Below are 17,243 nucleotides of genomic sequence, written 5' to 3'. Positions count from 1 at the left end.
TTCAGATCTTCTGCGCCAGGGACACGGTGAAGATGCCCCACTCATCCACACGCTGGGTGATCTTGCGAAATCCCGCAGCCTCAACCAACTGGTCCATCTCCGCCTGGCTGCGCCGACGCATCACCCAGGCCTGGCCCTGACGGTGGCTGGTGAGCGCGCGGGCAATCAGCTCCAACTGCGGGTGCCACGGTTGGCCGGTGTAGACCAGGTAACCACCTGGCTCCACGGCTTCGGCCAGGCCCGCCAGTGAACCGCCGACCATGGCGTTATCGGCAAACAATTCGTACAGGCCAGACACTACGGCCAGCGTCGGCTTGGGGCCCAGGGCCGCCAGGTCAGCGCGGTCGAACGCATCGCCTTTGACGAACTGTGCGATGTCCCCCAAGCCCTTCTCGCGAATCAGCGCGCCACCGTCGCGCACGTTGATATCGCTGTAGTCGCGCAGCAGGATCGATTCCGGCAACGGCGAGACGCCCTGCAAGGCTTCAAGAATGTAACGGCCGTGGCCGGCGGCGATGTCGACAATGCGCACTTCGCGCTGATCGTCACGCAGCTTGGCCATGGCCAGGCGCAGCAGTTCCTCGACATTAAGCTTGCGCTGGCGAATACCGCGCCAGCCAATGGAATTGAGGTAGTTGGTATCAATCATGCGCCCCAGCGCCCCTTTGCCGGTGGGCGTGTTGCGATACACGTAGTCCAGGGTACTGCCAGAGTCGAAGCCGGTGTCGAAGCCCAGCTTCACCCCGTCTGACAGGTTTTTGCCCAGGCCCATGCTGGCGCGGGTCATGCGCCAGTACAGATCGCGCAGGGAATTGTGCGGCAGCGGCGCGGCGAGGGATTCGGATTCGGCGCAGGTGGCACCCAGTTTGTCGGCGTCCAGCAGGCAGGCGCGGTCCAGCGGGTAGGTAAAGTTCTGCAGGATAAAGCGCTTGGCGCTGGTCACGGCCACGGCGCGATCACGTTCGCCGAGTGTGTCGTGGAAAAAGCCGGGGAGGATATGCAGCTCTTTTTTAAGGCTGCCGAGGCGATCGAAAAACTGCTGCTGGGGTTTACGGTGCACCACAAAATCGGAGCCGGAGATAAGCAGTTGGGTCGGCACCTGGATCGCCTGGGCGTCGGCGACAACCCGGTCGGCCGCTTCGTACAGGCCCAGCAACACGTTCACCGAAATGGCCTTGGTGATCAGCGGATCGTTGTCGTAGGACGCTACGCGTTCCGGATCATGGCTGAGGAATTTGGCCTTGACGTAGCTGTTGACGAAAAAGTTGCCGCGAAACTTGCGCATCAGTGCCAGGCCGGGGCGGGCGAAGGGCACATACAGCTTGACCTTGAAGGCTGGCGAGGCGAGCACCAGGGCGCGGATTTTCGGCGCGTAGTCATGAACCCAGGTGGCCGCGATCACCGCGCCGACGCTTTGGGCGATGACGGCGAGGTTTTCCTCTTCGATGCCGTCAGTGGCATTGATGTGGTCACAGAACGTCTGCACGTCGCGGGCGCTGGTGGCAAAGCTGGGGCTGTCGCCGCGTTCGCCGGGGGACTGGCCGTGGCCACGGGCGTCCCAGGCGAAGAAGTCGAATTCAGGCAGGCCCAGTTCATCCACCAGATGGGCAATACGCCCCGAGTGCTCATGGCCGCGATGGAACAACAGGATCGCCTTGCGCGGCCCGGCACCTGCCGTGGCCGGCCAGTGCCGGTAGAAAAGCTCGACGCCATCATGGGTACTGAAGGTGTGCTGTTGCTGTTCGCGCATCGCAAAATCCTTATGCAGAAGGGAGAGATTGTTGTTCTTTGAGGCCCTGACGCACCCGGTTGACCAAGGTATAGGCGAGCAGGGCGGCGACCAGCCACATCACCGCCTCAACCCAACCGGCGCCGAGCCAGCCCAGCGCCACGCCGGTGGCCAGCACACCCAGTACAAAAGCCCGATCACTCTTGCCCATCGGCCCGTCATAACGACGTGACGCGCCCACCATCGGCCCCAGCACCCCGGCGTACTCGCTGAAGACCGCGAGCAGTGTCACCAGCACCACCGGCACCGGGCCCACGCCGGGGATCAGGGCAAAGGGCAAGATCAGCGCGCTGTCGGCGATCACATCGCACAGTTCATTGAGGTAAGCGCCGAGGCGTGACTGCTGGCCGAATTCCCGGGCCAGCATGCCGTCGATGGCATTGAGGGCCATGCGCACAATCATCCACAGCGGGATCAGCGCAAACAGCCAGAGGTGTTGGGCAAAGCCCGCGATCAACAGCCCCACCAGCAGGGAAACAACCCCGGCCAGCACGGTGATCTGGTTGGCGGTGGTGCCGTTGTCATAGAGGCGCTGCACGAGAGGGCGCAGCAGGTTTTGAAAACGCGGTTTGAGTTGGTAGATGGAAATCATGGGGGGTGGCGCTTCCTTGTCCGTGAACCCGCGAAAAACTGTTTTGAAGTGTGCCGACTAATCGCAGCCGACACCAGTGATGGCTCGTGTTTATAGGGGGTTAGTCACAATCTCAGCACGACTACGGGTCAATGTAGGAGCGAGCTTGCTCGCGAAAAACTCACAGGCGCCGCATATATTCAGGATGCCCGCGTTATCGTTGACGTTTTTCGCGAGCAAGCTCGCTCCTACAGAAGGCAAGGCCGCTTCCACCGGGGTTTCGAACAAAAATTTCACGCTTCGTGTTATATCGTAACGAATTGTGTACAAGTGGGCGTTGAGCAGATGCAAGTGGATCTAGAGGCTGACGGGGCTTCGGTTGAAGGCCTCGCGCGTTTTCAGCAGGGGCTGTTCCACGCCCGTCGATTGCGCCAGGCCGGTATCGGCCTGACAACCCTGGCCCTCAGCGGTTGGATATTGGCGCTATTTGTAGCGTTGTTTGCACCCCTGTCGATCTGGCCGGTGGTATTGATCAACTGCGCGTCGGCCTTGCTGCTGCTGGTGGCCGGGTTGCAGTCGGCCTGGTGGGTGGCCGATTGGCGTGCCCAGGCGCTGGAAGCGCCGAGCGGCGAGTTGATCGAACCTCCCAGCGAGGCCGTCTCTTGGCACAAGGGCCTGATCAACCGGTTCGGCAACGGCCTGTTGGCGCAGATTGGCGTGCCGGTGCTGTGGTTGGGCGGCTGGTCGCTGTTGGCGCTGGTCAGCATCCTGCAGTTCTGGAACCTGGGCTTGCCCGCTGCTGCCATCGGGCAATCGGCAAGTGTTGGCGCAGCGCTGGCGTTGGCCCTGGCGTTTGGCCTGCTGGTATTCGAACGCCGCCTGGCCCAGGAAACCGCTGCCCAATGGCCGGAAGCCTCACAGTTGGCGCAGTTGAGCCGGGTAGCGATTATCTGCCTGGTGCTCAGCGCGATCTGCCTGCTGTTTGCCAATGCAGCGTCGGTCTGGCCGCTGCGCCTGGCCACCCTCATCGGGCTGCTGCCGGCGCTGGTAGCGCTGGAATTCCTGCTCAGGGGCGTGCTCTCGCTGTTCAGCCCGCGCCAGCCGCGCCTCGAACCGCGCCTGATGGCGCAGAGTTTTATCGCCGGCCTGCTGCGTTGGCCACCGCAACCCTTGCTGGCGTTACAGCATGAATTGCACAACCGTTTTGGCATCGACCTGCGCCAGATCTGGGCCTTTACCTACATGCGCCGGGCGTTTTTCCCGGTGTTGCTGGTGGTGCTGGCGGTAGGTTGGGCGTTGACCGGTGTGCATGAAGTGCCCCTGCAAGGCCGTGGGATTTATGAGCGCTTTGGTAAACCAGTCGAGGTGTTCGGCCCTGGCCTGCATGCGGGTTTGCCGTGGCCATTGGGTCGCGTACTGAGCGTGGAAAACGGCGTGGTGCATGAGTTGGCGACGAGCGTCAGTGAGGCCGCCACACCGGAGCTGGCTGATGCCGAAGGCCCGGCGCCGTTGATCGCCAACCGCCTGTGGGACGCCAGCCATGTGAATGACAAATCCCAGGTCATTGCCAGCAGCAGCGGCGACAAGCAGGGCTTCCAGATCGTCAATATGGACGTGCGCTTTGTCTACCGCATCGGCCTCACCGACCAGGCTGCGCTTGCCGCCACCTACAACAGCGCGGATATCCCGACCCTGATCCGCAGCACCGCCAGCCGCATCCTGGTGCACGATTTTGCGTCGCGCACCCTGGATGAATTACTCGGTGAGCAGCGCACCAGCCTCGCCGACGAGATTGGCCGCAGCGTGCAAGCCGACCTGCAAACACTCGACAGCGGCGTGGAAATCCTCGCCACGGTGGTCGAGGCGATCCATCCGCCGGCCGGTGCCGCCAATGCTTATCACGGTGTACAGGCCGCGCAGATCGGCGCCCAGGCGCTGATCGCCCGTGAACGCGGCGCGGCCAGCGAGCAGACCAACCAAGCGCTGTTGCAAGCCAGCACCGCTCGCGATCAGGCCCAGGCCAGCGCGCGCGAAGTAAACGCCGGCGCCCAAGCGGCGAGCCTGCGCTTTGCCGCCGAACAAAAAGCCTATGCCGCTGCAGGCCAAGCCTTCGTGCTGGAGCAGTACCTGGGCCAACTGAGCCAGGGCCTGGCCCAGGCCAAGCTGCTTATTCTGGATCATCGTTTGGGCGGCGACAGTGCGCCGACGATCGATCTGCGTTCTTTTACCTTGCCTGCCGACCCGTCGGCGCCGCGCAAAGCCGTTCAATAAGGAGTCTGTCTGTTGAGCGCTCATTCTCACGATCACGGTCATCACCATCATCACGGCCACCACCATCATGGTGATGAACAAGCGGCCGGGCCTTTTCCCTGGCGTCGGATGGCATGGGCGGTGTTGCTGGTGCTGTTTGCCGTGGCGGCGGCGAGCCTGGTGCAGGTGCGTTCCGGCGAGGCCACGGTGATTACCCGCTTCGGCAACCCCGCGCGCGTGCTGCTGGAGCCCGGCCTGGGCTGGCGCTGGCCGGCACCGTTCGAAGCGGCGATCCCGGTGGACCTGCGCCTGCGCACCACGTCCAGCGGCTTGCAGGATGTGGGCACCCGCGATGGCCTGCGGATTATCGTGCAGGCCTATGTGGCGTGGCAGGTGCAGGGCGATGCCGACAACGTGCAGCGCTTTATGCGTGCGGTGCAGAACCAGCCGGATGAGGCGGCGCGGCAGATTCGTACCTTCGTCGGCTCGGCGTTGGAAACCACGGCGGCCAGCTTTGACCTGTCCAGCTTGATCAATACCGACGCCAGCCAAGTGCGCATCGCCGATTTTGAAGCGCAGTTGCGCGAGCAGATTGATCAACAATTGCTCACCACCTATGGCGTGCGCGTGGCGCAGGTCGGCATCGAGCGCCTGACGTTGCCATCGGTGACTCTCACCGCCACGGTTGACCGCATGCGCGCCGAGCGTGAAACCATCGCCACCGAACGCACCGCCGTGGGCAAGCGCGAAGCGGCGCAGATCCGCTCCGCTGCCGAGCGTGATGCGCGCATTATGCAGGCCGATGCCACCGTGAAAGCCGCCGACATCGAAGCGCAGTCGCGGGTTGAAGCCGCGCAGATTTATGGCCGCGCCTACGCTGGCAATCCGCAGCTGTACAACCTGCTGCGTTCGCTGGATACCTTGGGCACGGTGGTCACGCCGGGGACCAAGATCATCCTGCGCACCGACGCCGCGCCTTTTCGCGCCCTGGTGGACGGGCCCAAGGACCTGCAGCCATGAGCGAGCCTGACAGCCCGGACAGCCCGTGGATCCAGGCCGGGCGCCTGACGTTCCTGGCACTGTACGCGGTCACCGTATTGGCGGCTTTGGCCTGGGCCTTTTCCAATGTGCGCCAGATCGACCCGCAGAATCGCGCCGTGGTCCTGCATTTTGGCGCCCTCGATCGCATTCAGAACGCCGGATTGTTGCTGGCTTGGCCGCAGCCTTTCGAACAAGTCGTCCTGCTGCCAGCGGCCGACCGGGTGATCGAACGGCGGGTGGAAAACCTGCTGCGTTCCGATGCGGCGCTGCAGGCCGATCGCGTGGCCAGTTTCGCCACGCCCTTGAGCGATGCCCTGGCCGGTTCCGGCTACCTGCTGACCGGCGATGCCGGGGTGGTGCAGTTGGACGTGCGGGTGTTCTACAAGGTGACCGAACCCTACGCCTTTGTGTTGCAGGGCGACCACGTGCTGCCGGCCCTGGATCGGCTGGTAACGCGCAGCGCCGTGGCCCTCACCGCTGCGCGGGATCTGGACACCATCCTGGTAGCCCGCCCGGAACTGATCGGCAGCGACAATGGCGCCGCCGAACGCCGTGAGCGGCTGCGCGGCGACCTGGTGCAAGGCATTAATAAACGCCTGGCGGAGTTGGCGGCCAGCGGCTTGGGGCTGGGTATCGAAGCCACCCGCGTCGATGTGCAGTCGAGCCTGCCAGGGCCTGCGGTGAATGCGTTCAACGCGGTACTGACCGCCAGCCAGCAGGCTGATAAAGCCGTGGCCAACGCCCGCACCGAAGCGGAAAAACTCACCCAGACCGCCAACCAGGAGGCTGACCGCCAGGTACAAGTCGCCCATGCCCAGGCCAGCGAGCGCTTGGCTAATGCCCAGGCGCAGACCGCTACCGTTGCCAGCCTGGCCCAGGTCAAAGATCCCGGTTTGCTGTTGCGCCTGTACCGTGAACGCATGCCGAAGATTCTCGGCCAGGCCGGTTCGGTGACCACTGTCGATCCCAAAGACGACTCCCGCTTGATCATCCAGGGAGCCGAACAATGAGCGCACCCATGCTGACCTCTGCCGAACAGCGCAGCGCTGCCCGGCAATTGACCTTGGCCATGCTCGCCCTGGGCTTGCTCGTGCTGGGCCTGGTGTGGCGCTGGCTCGCGCCCGACCAGAGCGGCGTCAGCCAGCTGCTGCTGGGCGTGGCTTCGCTGTTGGTGGCGGTGCCGGTGATGCGTTCAGCCTGGTACAGCCTGCGCTTTCCGAGCCTGCACGGCATCACCGACCAATTGATCGCCCTGGCCATGCTCGGCGCCTGGGCCACGGGCGATCTGCTCACCGCCGCGTTGTTGCCGATCATCATGATCTTTGGCCATGTGCTGGAAGAGCGCAGCGTGATTGGCTCCCAGGAAGCGATCCATGCCCTGGGCAAACTCACCCGCAGCCACGCCCGCCTGGTGCAGGCGGACGGCAGCATCACCGAAGTGGATAACGGCACCTTGAACACCGGCGATATCGTCGAAGTGCGTGCCGGTGACCGCGTGCCGGCCGATGGCGTGGTGTTGTCCGGCCAGGCGAGCCTGGACACGGCGCCGATCACCGGCGAGTCGGTGCCGTTGGAAGCCAGCGTGGGTGTGCAGGTGTTTGGTGGGGCGATCAACCTCGATGGCTTGCTGCGCCTTGAGGTCACGCGTACCGGTAACGAATCGACGTTGGGCAAAGTCATTGCGCTGATGCAGAACGCCGAGCGTTCCAAGCCGCCGATCACCCGGCTGCTGGAGCGCTACGCCGGCAGCTATATGGTGTTGGTGCTGTTGCTGGCGGCGGTCACCTGGTTTGTCACCAACGATGCGCAGGCGATGCTGGCGGTGTTGGTGGCGGCGTGTCCGTGCGCTTTGGTGCTGTCGGCGCCGGCCACCGCGATTGCGGGGATCGCCGTGGCGGCGCGCCATGGCATTCTGATTCGCAGCTCGGCGTTCCTGGAAGAACTGGCCGACCTGACATCGCTGGTGGTCGACAAGACCGGCACCCTGACCTTTGGCACCCTGCGTTTGCAGTCCATCGAGACCGCCGCGCCGGATCGCCAAGCGCTGCTGAACCTGGCGGCCAGCCTCGGTTCGGCAAGCAGTCACCCGGTCAGCCGAGCGTTGGCGGGGTTGGCGACCCAGGAGCAGATGCTGGTGCTTAGCGACATCCGCGAGCGTCAGGGCCTGGGCGTGGTCGCCCAGACCGAGCAGGGCGAAGCGGCGCTGGGACGGCCGGAGTTGTTTGAACAGTTGGGCATCGTCACCACCGCCGTGCCCACCCATGATGGCCCGATTGCCGGGCTGGCGTTGAACGGCGAGTTCCTCGCCTGGCTGCTGTTGGCCGACAGCGTCAAACCCGAAGCGCGCCAGGCCCTGCAAGAGCTGCGTGACTTGGGCCTGGGCCGCCAACTGCTGCTGACCGGCGACCGCCAAAGCGTGGCCGACAGCCTGGCGCTGGACGTGGGCATCAGTGATGTCGAAGCCCAAGCGCTGCCGGAAGACAAGCTCAACCGCGTGCTGGGCGAAATCAGCAGTGGCTTCAGGCCAATGGTGGTGGGCGATGGCATCAACGACTCCCTGGCGCTCAAGGCCGGCGTGGTCGGCGTGGCCATGGGCGCGGGCGGTGCGGACATCGCCCTGGCCTCGGCGGACGTGGTGTTGATCGGCAGCGACTTGCGCCGCCTGGGCACCTGTGTGCGCTTGAGTCGCCAGTGTCGGCAGACGTTGCAGGTCAATGTGATCATTGGTTTGGGCTGGACACTGGCCATTGTGGTGTTCGCCGCATTTGGCTGGCTGGGGGCGGCGGGCGCGATGATCGCGGCGGTGCTGCATAACCTCAGCACCTTGCTGGTATTGGGGAACGCCGGGCGTTTACTGCGCTTCCAGGAGCCGCTGTTGAAGCTCGACGAATAATTTCAGAAATATTTGCTCACGGCTGTAACGCCGATAGGGGGCCTCACTCTAGTGCTGTGTCGAGACTGAACAATCCGTTCAGATCGGCTCCACTACTGATCATGAGGAATACAACAATGAGCATTAAATCCGCTGCTGCTGGTGCCGCCCTCGCAATGGCCGCTGCTTCTCTGTTCGCGGGTGTGGCCACCCAGGTACAAGCGGCAGACGCCACCGTTCACTGCTACGGTGTGACCTCCTGCAAAGGTATGAACGACTGCAAAACCAAGGACCACGCGTGCAAGGGCCAGGGCGAGTGCAAAGGGATGGGCTTCAAGGCCATGACCAAATCTGCCTGCGACGCCGCTGGCGGTAACGTCGGCGAGTAACCGGCAAACGAGTGCAACCGCGGCGGCTGCCTGCCACCGCTGCGGACACTTTGCCCAGGAGTGAGTCATGTCCGCGTCCCTTCCAAGTCTGGGCTACGGCCTGGGTTTGCGCAGTGAGTACTACCACCAGATCCTTGAACAGTCGCCGCCCGTGGATTGGTTCGAAGTGATCTCCGAGAATTACTTGGTGCAGGGCGGCAAGGCCTTGTACTACCTGGATGCGATAGCCGAGCGTTACCCCTTGGTGATGCACGGTGTGTCGTTGTCCATCGGCGGGCCACATGTCCTCGATATGGATTATCTGAACCACATCAAACAGCTCGCGGAACGCATTGCGCCGGCGTGGATTTCCGATCACCTGTGCTGGAGCCGCGGTAGCGCACATCAGCTACATGATTTGCTGCCCCTGCCTTACACCGAAGAAAGCCTCTACCACGTGGCCGGCCGCGTGCGTCAGGTGCAGGACGTGTTGCAACGGCCGCTGGTGCTGGAAAACGTCTCCAGCTATGTGCGTTCCAAGGCGGATGAATTCACCGAATGGGAGTTCCTCAACGCCTTGGCCCACCTGAGCGGCTGCCAGTTGTTGCTGGACGTCAACAATGTCTACGTCAGCGCACGCAACCATGGCTTTGATGCCTGGACCTTCATTCGCAACCTGCCACCCGAAAGCATTCGCCAGCTGCATTTGGCGGGGCATATGGACTATGGCGACTACGTGGTCGATACCCATGACCATCCAGTGTGCGACCCGGTGTGGGCGCTGTATCAGCAAACTTTGGAGCATTTGGGCCCGGTGTCGACCTTGCTGGAACGCGATGACCATTTTCCGCCCTTCGAAGAGTTGCTCACCGAGTTGAACAAAGCCCGTGAGTTGGGTGCCAGCGCCTTGGCCCGGAGAGCGTTATGCGCCTGATCGACTGGCAGTTGGCGTTTGAACAGCATCTATTATCCGAAGCGCCCGCGGCCAACAGCGGCTTTGCCGCCACCTTGCTGGGAGGGCCGACGTTGGATGTGGACACCGGCCTGGCGATTTACCACAACGCCTACCTGTCGCGACTGCAAGAGGTGCTGCGCCATGACTTCGGTGCCATCTGGTATTGGCTGGGAGATGAGGAGTTTTGCTCACTGACCGAGGCCTATATCCGCCGTTATCCGTCGGCTCATTACAGTGTGCGCTGGTTGGGCGAGCGCTTTGCGATGTTTATCGTCGAGCATCTGATGGCTGCGCAAAGTGCGCCTTTGGCTGAGTTGGCACGCCTGGAGTGGGCGTTCACCTTGGCATTTGACGCCGCCGAAGGGGAGCCGCTGACCTTGAATGACATGGCGCACCTGGCGCCTGAAGACTGGCCCGCTTTGCAGGTTGCGCTGGCGCCTTCGGTGCAGCAGCTGCTTTGCCGTTTCAACACAGTGGCGATCTGGCGAGCCAGTAAGGATGAGTCGGATTTCCCCGGCAGCCAGGCGCTGGAACCGGCGCAAATATGCCTGGTGTGGCGCAACCAGAACCGCTGCCACTACCGCAGCCTGGAAGCCGCTGAAGCCTGTGCACTGTCGGGCATGGTAACCATGGGTTGGAATTTTTCAGAACTGTGTACTGAGCTCGCGGTCACTTATGCAGAGGGGGCGTCGCTGCAAGCGGCCACTTGGCTGAAACAGTGGGTCCAGGAAGGTTTGCTCGAGCGCCGAGCACCATAGAAGGGGGGCTATTCATTCGATAGCTTCCTACTTTGTTTGGCATGGTCTACCCTCACAGCAGACGTCTGAAACAAGGGGGGACTACTCATGCTCGCGCAACTTCCACCGGCCTTACAGAATCTTCAGCTACCGCTGCGTCTTCGACTCTGGGACGGCCATGAATTCAACTTGGGCCCTGAGCCCAGCGTCACCATCGTGGTCAAGGACCCCACGGTTGTATCCAGGCTGACCCATCCAACGCTCGACTCACTGGGCGAAGCCTTCGTCGAGGGCAAGCTGGAGCTGGAAGGCTCCATCACCGAAGTGATCAGGGTATGTGACGAGTTGAGTCACGCCTTGGTCGATGACGATGAGGAGAGTCGTCCGGTGCGCTCGATTCACGATAAGGCCACCGACGCGGCGGCCATTTCCTACCATTACGACCTGTCCAACGAGTTCTACCAGCTATGGCTGGACCAGGACATGGCCTACTCCTGCGGTTATTTCGAAACCGGCAGCGAGTCGATCGACCAGGCCCAACAAGACAAATTCCGCCACCTGTGCCGCAAGTTGCGGCTGCAGCCGGGTGAGTATCTGCTGGATGTGGGCTGCGGTTGGGGCGGACTGGCGCGCTATGCCGCACGTGAGTTCGGGGTCAAGGTGTTTGGTATCACCTTGAGCAAGGAACAACTGGCGCTGGCCAAGGAGCGGGTGAAAGCCGAAGGCCTGGAAGACCAGGTCGACCTGCAATTACTCGACTACCGCGACCTGCCTCAGGACGGCCGTTTCGACAAAGTGGTAAGCGTGGGCATGTTCGAACACGTCGGCCACGCCAACCTGGCGCAGTACTGCCGGACCCTGTTCGGCGCAGTGCGTGAAGGTGGCCTGGTGATGAACCATGGCATTACCGCCAAGCACACCGATGGCCGCCCCGTAGGCCGTGGCGCCGGTGAGTTTATCGAGCGCTACGTGTTCCCTAATGGTGAACTGCCGCACCTGGCGATGATGACCGCCGAGGTCAGTGAAGCAGGGCTGGAAGTGGTCGATGTCGAAAGTCTGCGTATGCATTACGCCCGCACATTGGACCATTGGAGCGAGCGCCTGGAGGACAACCTTGAAGCGGCGGCCAGGATGGTGCCGGAGCAGGCCTTGCGTATCTGGCGGTTGTACTTGGCGGGTTGCGCCTATGCGTTTGCCCGGGGCTGGATAAATCTGCATCAAATTCTTGCAATCAAGCCCCATGCAGATGGCAGCCATGAACTGCCGTGGACGCGTAGCGATATCTACTTCGGTTGAGGGATGTTTTCCCAATTCAACGTGGTCGGATCGGCCACGTTGTTGGGGAAGCGCTCGAACGTGCCATGTTGCTTAGCGGCGCTCTGATCGTCTTGTATGTAGAGCTGTTGGGTAAATACATTGCTGACTCTATTGAACGTCAGATCGTGTCGAGCCAGGTTTTTACCCCAATCATCGGAAGGCAGTGAAATAAAGCTCATCGCCCAGGTCGGTTCGTTCGAGTCGCCAACGGTGACATACACGCCCCAATGATGTTCACCGGGCGAGAGGATCAGATAAATACCGTTGCTATAAAGATAAACCGCCGCCGTTTCGAAAGGTTTGTCTGGATAAAGCACTTTGTAGTGAAGGTGGAGGATATCGGTGGGTTGGCCGATTTCCACTTTTAGAGTGGGGACTTTGCTCATGATTGGGCCTCTTGAATCGAAGGTGAGCTAAAAAGCTTAGTCCAATCACCTCTTTAATGAATGCGCCGGTTCTTGACTGATGACTCAGGTTACAAAATCGGTGAAATAAGACGTGCCACCCGCATCCCCAGTTGTTGCAGCCGGCGAGTCTCGCGGCTTTCTTCCTGGCTGACTTCATGGGCCAGGGCAAAGTCGTCCAGCAGCATCTGTTCAACCTGGCTGGCGAAGGCTTCATCCACCGTCAGCAGCATCACTTCAAAATTCAGCCGGAACGAACGGTTGTCCATGTTGGCGCTGCCAATGGCGCTGATTTCGCTGTCCACCAACACCACCTTCTGATGCAGAAAGCCCGGCGTGTAGCGAAACACGCGCACACCCGCTCGCACCGCTTCGTTGGCGTACAGGCTGGATGCGGCATACACGATGCGGTGGTCGGGCCGTGATGGCAGCAGCAGGCGCACATCGACTCCGCGCAATACCGCCAGGCGCAGGGCAGCAAACACCGCCTCGTCGGGGATGAAGTACGGGCTGGTGATCCACACCCGCTCGGTCGCGGCATGGATGGCCTCGACGAAAAACAGTGAGCAGGTTTCATAAGGGTCTGCCGGGCCGCTGGCGAGCAACTGGCAGAGCACACCGTCTTCCGGGTAGGCGTCCGGCAGGATCAGCGGCGGCAGTTCCCGTGCGGCCCAGAACCAGTCCTCGGCAAACGACTCTTGCAAGCACGCCACCACCGGGCCGGTGACCTGCACATGGGTATCGCGCCATGGCGCCAGCGGCGGTTTTTTACCCAGGTATTCATCGCCTACGTTGTGCCCGCCGACAAACCCGGTAATGCCGTCCACCACTACGATCTTGCGATGGTTACGGAAGTTGACCTGGAACCGATTGAGCCAACCGCTGCGGGTGGCGAATGCCTTGACCTGCACACCAGCGTCACGCAGCGCTTGCACATAACGATGGGGCAGGGCGTGACTGCCGATGCGGTCGTACAGCACGTAAATGGCCACGCCCTGAGCGGCTTTTTCCTTCAACAGGACCTGCAATTGGCGACCCAGTTCATCGTCGTGAATGATGAAAAACTGGAACAGCACGGCGGTCTTTGCGTTACGAATAGCCTCGAAGATCGCGCCGAAGGTGGCATCGCCATTGATCAACAGGCGCACTTCATTGTTGGCCAGGCAGGGCATGCGGCCCAGCTTGGGCATGGCGCGCAAGGAGGCATAGGCGCTGGAGTTGCGCGCCGCAAGCGCTTCCTCCACCCACGGGCGCCAGTTCAGTTCGGTGATGGCCGTGTGCATTTCCTGGTTGGCTTGGCGACGGGCCTGGATGTACGCGTCGAAAGTGCTGCGGCCGAAAATCAGGTAGGGAATCAGCGTCAGGTAGGGCATGAACATCAGTGACAATGCCCAGGCGATTGAGCCTTGTGCGGTGCGCACGGTCAGTACCGCGTGGATCGCGGCGAGCGTTCCGAGAAAGTGCAGCGTGGCAATGACGTAGGCGAGCAGGTGCGGGCCAAAGAAATCCATGAACGTCGTAACTCCGGGCAGTCCAGTGCGTAACAGACCATGAACGGCTGTGAATGTCGCTATTTTATTTGCCATGCAACACTGGCTGCTTTGCGACGTCTAACGCCCACAATTACCCAGGAGTTACCCGATGAATGCTCGTCTGCTTGGTTTGGCCATGGTTGTTGGTTTGTCGCTGCCTGTGGCGGCGCACGCGCAGATGCTGGCGCCGGGCTTGTGGGAATTGACCACCAGCAATATGAAAGTGGATAACCAGGACCTGCCGGACTTGTCGCTGATCCTCGGTCAACTCAAGCAACAGATGACCCCTGAACAGCGCGCCATGCTCGAAAAACAAGGCATCAACATGGCTGGTAAAGGCGTGCAGGTGTGCCTGACCCCGGCCCAGGTGGCCTCTGATTCGATCCCCCTGACCGACCCTCAATCGGGCTGCAAGCAGGAAGTCACCGACAAGAGCGGCAACCAGTGGAAATTCCGTTTCAGTTGCCCGAAAGCCCAGGGCACTGGGGTGGCAACGTTCCAGAGCCAGAAAGAATTCACCACCAGCGTCAACGGTACCTTCAATGCCACCGGGATCCAGCAGAAGGGTAGCCTGGACAGCCACGCCCAGTGGCTGGGCAACGATTGCGGTACGGTCAAACCCCGCGCCTAACGCCCGAACTGCAGGGGCAAGCCCTGGCAACTGTTGACCACCTGGCCGTTGTGCCAGGCCAGGTGGCCGCTGACCAATGTTGTACTCACGCTGTGGCGAAAGCTGCGTTCTGCAAAGGGTGTCCAGCCGCAGCGGGCGAGAATGGGTTGGCTGTTGACCGGCTTGCCGGAAGGCTCCGGTTTGATCAGCACCAGGTCGGCCCAATAACCTTCACGCAAGTAGCCGCGATCAGCAATGGCAAACAGGTCGGCCACGCGGTGGCTGGTCTTGGCTACCAGAGTGGTCAGGGGCAAATGCCCGTCGGCCACCAACTCCAGTAACGCCGGCAGGGCATGCTGCACCAGGGGCAAGCCTGAGGGTGCGTCACGATAGCCCTGCTGTTTTTGTGCCCAGGTATGCGGCGCGTGGTCGGTGCCAATCACATCCAGACGATCACTCAATAACGCCAGGCGCAGCGCGTCGCGGTCGGCGCGGGTCTTGATCGCCGGGTTGCATTTGATCTGGTGGCCGAGGCGGTGGTAATCGCAGTCATCGAACAACAAGTGGTGCAGGCAGACCTCGGCAGTGATGTGCTTTTCGGCCAGTGGCTTGTCTTCGAACAGCGCCAGTTCGCGCGCGCTGGTCAGGTGCAACACATGCAGGCGAGTGCCATGGCGTTTGGCCAATTCCACGGCAAACGATGACGAGCGATAACAGGCCTGCGCATCACGGATCAGTGGATGAGCGACGGCGGGGATATGCTCGCCGAAGCGCTCGCGCAGGCGTTGCTCGTTGGCCAGGATGCTGGGCGTGTGCTCGCAATGAGCGAGCAGAACGGTTGGCACCTCGGCAAACAGGCGCTCCAGAATGCGCGGGTCGTCCACCAGCATATTGCCGGTGGAAGCGCCCATGAACACTTTGACTCCAGCCACTTCACGAGGGTCGAGGGCGGCAACAGTGTCGAGGTTGTCGTTGCTCACGCCAAAATGAAAGCCGTAGTTGGCCACTGAGTGCAGCGCGGCACGGCGCTTTTTATCGGCCAGGGCTTCCAGGTTCAGGGTGGCCGGTTGGGTGTTGGGCATGTCCATGAAGCTGGTGATACCGCCGGCCACCGCCGCGCGAGATTCGCTGTAGAAGCTGCCTTTTTCAGGCGCGCCGGGTTCGCGAAAATGCACCTGGTCGTCGATCATCCCTGGCAGCAGCCACTGGCCGTTGGCATCGATTTCCACCGGTTCGTTATCGCCTTGAATGCTGGCGGCAATCTTCTCGATACGACCATTGGCGACCAGTACATCGGCGTCGAATACCTGGCCCTCGTTGACCAGGCGGGCGTTGCGGATCAGCAGGCGGCTCATGGTTCAGAACTCGTTTTGCAGGGCTTTGTAGCCGCGTACCAGGTCGACGTTGGTGCGTGCCACGTCTTCGGAAAACTCCGAGGCGCTGACACTCACCGGTGGGAACTGCGACAAGTCGGTGTTGGGGCCGATGCGCGTCGTGGAGGGTACGTAGAAGGCGGCGGGCAGGTCGCGGCCGTCGACCACCGAGTTGTGGCGCACCACGCACCCATCGCCCACGGCGCAATTGAACAGCACGCTGTTGAAGCCAATAAACACGCGGTCGCCCACCGTGCAGGGGCCATGGACGATGGAGCGATGAGCGATGGAGGTGAATTCGCCGATGGTCACCGCTGCGCCGGATTTGGAGTGGATGACCACGCCGTCCTGGATGTTGGAGTTGGCGCCGATGGTGATCGGGTCCATGGCGCCGCTGGCATCCACTTCGTCGGCGCGGATCACGGCGTAGGGGCCGACGAATACGTTCTCGCCGATGATGACTTTGCCGCAGATGATGGCGGTCTTGTCGACGTAGGCCGATTCGGCGATCACCGGTAGATCGCCCGAAGGATTTTTGCGGATCATGGCTGGCTCAGTGCGGCGCACAGGGTGTTGAGGTTGTATTCGAACAGCCCGATAAAGGTGCTGGCCGGGCCTTCTGCGGCGAGAGCGTCTGAGTACAGCGTGCCGCCGATCTGTGCGCCGCTTTCATCTGCGATCTGCTTGAGCAGGCGTGAGTCCTTGATGTTTTCCATGAACACGGCTTTGACCTTGTCCTTGCGAATCTGGGTGATCAGCGCAGCGACTTCAGCAGCCGAAGGGTCACGTTCGGTGGACAAGCCCTGGGGCGCGAGGAACTGGATGCCATAAGCCTGGCCCAGGTAACCGAAGGCGTCATGGGAGGTGACGATGCGGCGGTTACCCGGTGGCAGGGCGCCGAACTTGGCCTTGGCCTCGCCCAGCAGTCTATGGATTTGCTTGAGGTAGGCCTGGCTGTTGCTCAGGTAGGCGGCCTTGTTGGCAGGGTCGGCGGCTACCAGCGCCTTGGTGATATTGCTCACATAAATTTCGGCGTTGGCCAGGTTGTGCCAGGCGTGCGGGTCGGGAATGGTTTCGCCATCCTCGTCCATGGTGTGGGAAATCACGCCTTTGCTGGCGGTGACCACCGTTGCCTTGGTTTCGGTGCTGGTAACCAGGCGGTCCAGCCACGGTTCGAAACCGAGGCCGTTCTTGATGATCACCTTGGCCTTGAGCAGTGCCTTGGCGTCATCCGGCGTGGGTTCATAGGTATGGGCGTCGGCGTCCGGGCCGACCATGTTGCTGATCTGGATATGCTCGCCACCGATCTGGTGGGTGATGTCGTCGAGAATACTGAAGCTGGTGACCACTTGGAGTTTGTCGGCGGCGTGGGCCATCGAAAGCGGCAGCAGCAGACTGAACAGCACGAGTAGAGCGCGCATCGG

Annotated in this window: 16 protein-coding genes; 9 read left to right on the top strand and 7 right to left on the bottom strand. The window is 61.8% G+C overall.

Going from position 1 to position 17,243, the window contains the following annotated elements; translation table 11 throughout:
• Position 1: 1 nt before the first annotated feature.
• Together BUE92_RS22355 and BUE92_RS22350 are read right to left on the bottom strand one after the other, a co-directional pair.
• Positions 2 to 1,750 (bottom strand): bifunctional alpha/beta hydrolase/class I SAM-dependent methyltransferase, encoded by a 1,749-nt coding sequence (locus BUE92_RS22355; RefSeq protein ID WP_073526330.1) that lies wholly within the window; start codon positions 1,748 to 1,750, stop codon positions 2 to 4.
• Positions 1,751 to 1,760: 10 nt separating this feature from the next.
• Entirely contained in the window at positions 1,761 to 2,381 is a 621-nt protein-coding gene (locus BUE92_RS22350) for a CDP-alcohol phosphatidyltransferase family protein (RefSeq protein ID WP_073526329.1), read from the bottom strand.
• 324 nt (positions 2,382 to 2,705) lie between these two features.
• Here BUE92_RS22350 and hflK (BUE92_RS22340) point away from each other — a divergent pair, with 324 nt between their 5' ends.
• The 8 genes from hflK (BUE92_RS22340) (at position 2,706) to cfaB (ending at position 11,879) form a co-directional block, all read left to right on the top strand.
• On the top strand, positions 2,706 to 4,631 hold the full coding sequence (gene hflK / locus BUE92_RS22340) for a protease modulator HflK (protein WP_073526478.1): 1,926 nt from the start codon (positions 2,706 to 2,708) through the stop codon (positions 4,629 to 4,631).
• A 9-nt stretch (positions 4,632 to 4,640) separates the two neighbouring features.
• The gene (gene hflC / locus BUE92_RS22335) at positions 4,641 to 5,630 is read left to right on the top strand and encodes a protease modulator HflC (protein WP_178380743.1); all 990 of its coding nucleotides are present in this window, start codon (positions 4,641 to 4,643) and stop codon (positions 5,628 to 5,630) included.
• The gene (gene hflK, locus BUE92_RS22330) at positions 5,627 to 6,661 is read left to right on the top strand and encodes a protease modulator HflK (protein WP_073526324.1); all 1,035 of its coding nucleotides are present in this window, start codon (positions 5,627 to 5,629) and stop codon (positions 6,659 to 6,661) included. The genes hflC and hflK (BUE92_RS22330) overlap by 4 nt, the downstream gene beginning before the upstream one ends.
• A complete protein-coding gene (locus tag BUE92_RS22325; protein ID WP_054896095.1) occupies positions 6,658 to 8,544 on the top strand; it encodes a cation-translocating P-type ATPase in 1,887 nt (628 codons plus the stop codon). Before hflK (BUE92_RS22330) ends, BUE92_RS22325 begins: the two co-directional genes overlap by 4 nt.
• 116 nt (positions 8,545 to 8,660) lie before the next feature.
• A complete protein-coding gene (bufA2, locus tag BUE92_RS22320) occupies positions 8,661 to 8,912 on the top strand; it encodes a BufA2 family periplasmic bufferin-type metallophore (protein ID WP_073526322.1) in 252 nt (83 codons plus the stop codon).
• 67 nt (positions 8,913 to 8,979) lie between these two features.
• Positions 8,980 to 9,825: an MNIO family bufferin maturase gene (gene bufB, locus BUE92_RS22315; protein ID WP_073526320.1), complete on the top strand. Its 846-nt coding sequence runs from the start codon at positions 8,980 to 8,982 to the stop codon at positions 9,823 to 9,825.
• Positions 9,816 to 10,604 (top strand): HvfC/BufC N-terminal domain-containing protein, encoded by a 789-nt coding sequence (locus tag BUE92_RS22310; RefSeq protein ID WP_073526318.1) that lies wholly within the window; start codon positions 9,816 to 9,818, stop codon positions 10,602 to 10,604. Before bufB ends, BUE92_RS22310 begins: the two co-directional genes overlap by 10 nt.
• An 87-nt stretch (positions 10,605 to 10,691) precedes the next feature.
• Positions 10,692 to 11,879: a C17 cyclopropane fatty acid synthase CfaB gene (gene cfaB, locus BUE92_RS22305; RefSeq protein WP_073526316.1), complete on the top strand. Its 1,188-nt coding sequence runs from the start codon at positions 10,692 to 10,694 to the stop codon at positions 11,877 to 11,879.
• Here cfaB and BUE92_RS22300 read toward each other — a convergent pair.
• Together BUE92_RS22300 and cls are read right to left on the bottom strand one after the other, a co-directional pair.
• Complete coding sequence (locus tag BUE92_RS22300; RefSeq protein WP_073526314.1) at positions 11,867 to 12,286, bottom strand: hypothetical protein; 420 nt, start codon at positions 12,284 to 12,286, stop codon at positions 11,867 to 11,869. The genes cfaB and BUE92_RS22300 overlap by 13 nt on opposite strands.
• Positions 12,287 to 12,375: 89 nt before the next feature.
• Positions 12,376 to 13,815, bottom strand: a complete 1,440-nt coding sequence (cls, locus tag BUE92_RS22295; RefSeq protein WP_073526312.1) for a cardiolipin synthase — start codon at positions 13,813 to 13,815, stop codon at positions 12,376 to 12,378.
• 130 nt (positions 13,816 to 13,945) lie between these two features.
• Here cls and BUE92_RS22290 point away from each other — a divergent pair, with 130 nt between their 5' ends.
• Positions 13,946 to 14,467 (top strand): DUF3617 domain-containing protein, encoded by a 522-nt coding sequence (locus tag BUE92_RS22290; RefSeq protein ID WP_073526310.1) that lies wholly within the window; start codon positions 13,946 to 13,948, stop codon positions 14,465 to 14,467.
• On the opposite strand, the gene BUE92_RS22285 is transcribed toward BUE92_RS22290, so the two are convergent.
• The 3 genes from BUE92_RS22285 to BUE92_RS22275 are packed head-to-tail and all read right to left on the bottom strand — an operon-like array spanning position 14,464 to position 17,240.
• Complete coding sequence (locus BUE92_RS22285) at positions 14,464 to 15,801, bottom strand: dihydroorotase (RefSeq protein WP_073526308.1); 1,338 nt, start codon at positions 15,799 to 15,801, stop codon at positions 14,464 to 14,466. The genes BUE92_RS22290 and BUE92_RS22285 overlap by 4 nt on opposite strands.
• A 3-nt stretch (positions 15,802 to 15,804) precedes the next feature.
• Positions 15,805 to 16,365 (bottom strand): gamma carbonic anhydrase family protein, encoded by a 561-nt coding sequence (locus BUE92_RS22280; protein WP_005792581.1) that lies wholly within the window; start codon positions 16,363 to 16,365, stop codon positions 15,805 to 15,807.
• Positions 16,362 to 17,240, bottom strand: coding sequence for a metal ABC transporter substrate-binding protein (locus BUE92_RS22275; RefSeq protein ID WP_073526307.1), 879 nt, complete (start codon positions 17,238 to 17,240; stop codon positions 16,362 to 16,364). Before BUE92_RS22275 ends, BUE92_RS22280 begins: the two co-directional genes overlap by 4 nt.
• Positions 17,241 to 17,243 lie beyond the last annotated feature (3 nt).

It is taken from the genome of Pseudomonas fluorescens, assembly GCF_001902145.1.
GTDB classification, from domain to species: domain Bacteria; phylum Pseudomonadota; class Gammaproteobacteria; order Pseudomonadales; family Pseudomonadaceae; genus Aquipseudomonas; species Aquipseudomonas fluorescens_BV.
Note: the sequence above shows the minus strand (reverse complement) of the source record. Positions and strands in the feature narration are given on the sequence as shown.

Coding starts and splice junctions, on each gene's coding strand:
- BUE92_RS22280 (WP_005792581.1), bottom strand. CDS start 16,365: ATGATCCGCAAAAATCCTTCGGGCGATCTACCGGTGATCGCCGAATCG.
- BUE92_RS22290 (WP_073526310.1), top strand. CDS start 13,946: ATGAATGCTCGTCTGCTTGGTTTGGCCATGGTTGTTGGTTTGTCGCTG.
- hflK (WP_073526324.1), top strand. CDS start 5,627: ATGAGCGAGCCTGACAGCCCGGACAGCCCGTGGATCCAGGCCGGGCGC.
- bufB (WP_073526320.1), top strand. CDS start 8,980: ATGTCCGCGTCCCTTCCAAGTCTGGGCTACGGCCTGGGTTTGCGCAGT.
- BUE92_RS22325 (WP_054896095.1), top strand. CDS start 6,658: ATGAGCGCACCCATGCTGACCTCTGCCGAACAGCGCAGCGCTGCCCGG.
- cls (WP_073526312.1), bottom strand. CDS start 13,815: ATGGATTTCTTTGGCCCGCACCTGCTCGCCTACGTCATTGCCACGCTG.
- BUE92_RS22310 (WP_073526318.1), top strand. CDS start 9,816: ATGCGCCTGATCGACTGGCAGTTGGCGTTTGAACAGCATCTATTATCC.
- BUE92_RS22300 (WP_073526314.1), bottom strand. CDS start 12,286: ATGAGCAAAGTCCCCACTCTAAAAGTGGAAATCGGCCAACCCACCGAT.
- BUE92_RS22285 (WP_073526308.1), bottom strand. CDS start 15,801: ATGAGCCGCCTGCTGATCCGCAACGCCCGCCTGGTCAACGAGGGCCAG.
- BUE92_RS22350 (WP_073526329.1), bottom strand. CDS start 2,381: ATGATTTCCATCTACCAACTCAAACCGCGTTTTCAAAACCTGCTGCGC.
- bufA2 (WP_073526322.1), top strand. CDS start 8,661: ATGAGCATTAAATCCGCTGCTGCTGGTGCCGCCCTCGCAATGGCCGCT.
- cfaB (WP_073526316.1), top strand. CDS start 10,692: ATGCTCGCGCAACTTCCACCGGCCTTACAGAATCTTCAGCTACCGCTG.
- BUE92_RS22275 (WP_073526307.1), bottom strand. CDS start 17,240: ATGCGCGCTCTACTCGTGCTGTTCAGTCTGCTGCTGCCGCTTTCGATG.
- hflK (WP_073526478.1), top strand. CDS start 2,706: ATGCAAGTGGATCTAGAGGCTGACGGGGCTTCGGTTGAAGGCCTCGCG.
- BUE92_RS22355 (WP_073526330.1), bottom strand. CDS start 1,750: ATGCGCGAACAGCAACAGCACACCTTCAGTACCCATGATGGCGTCGAG.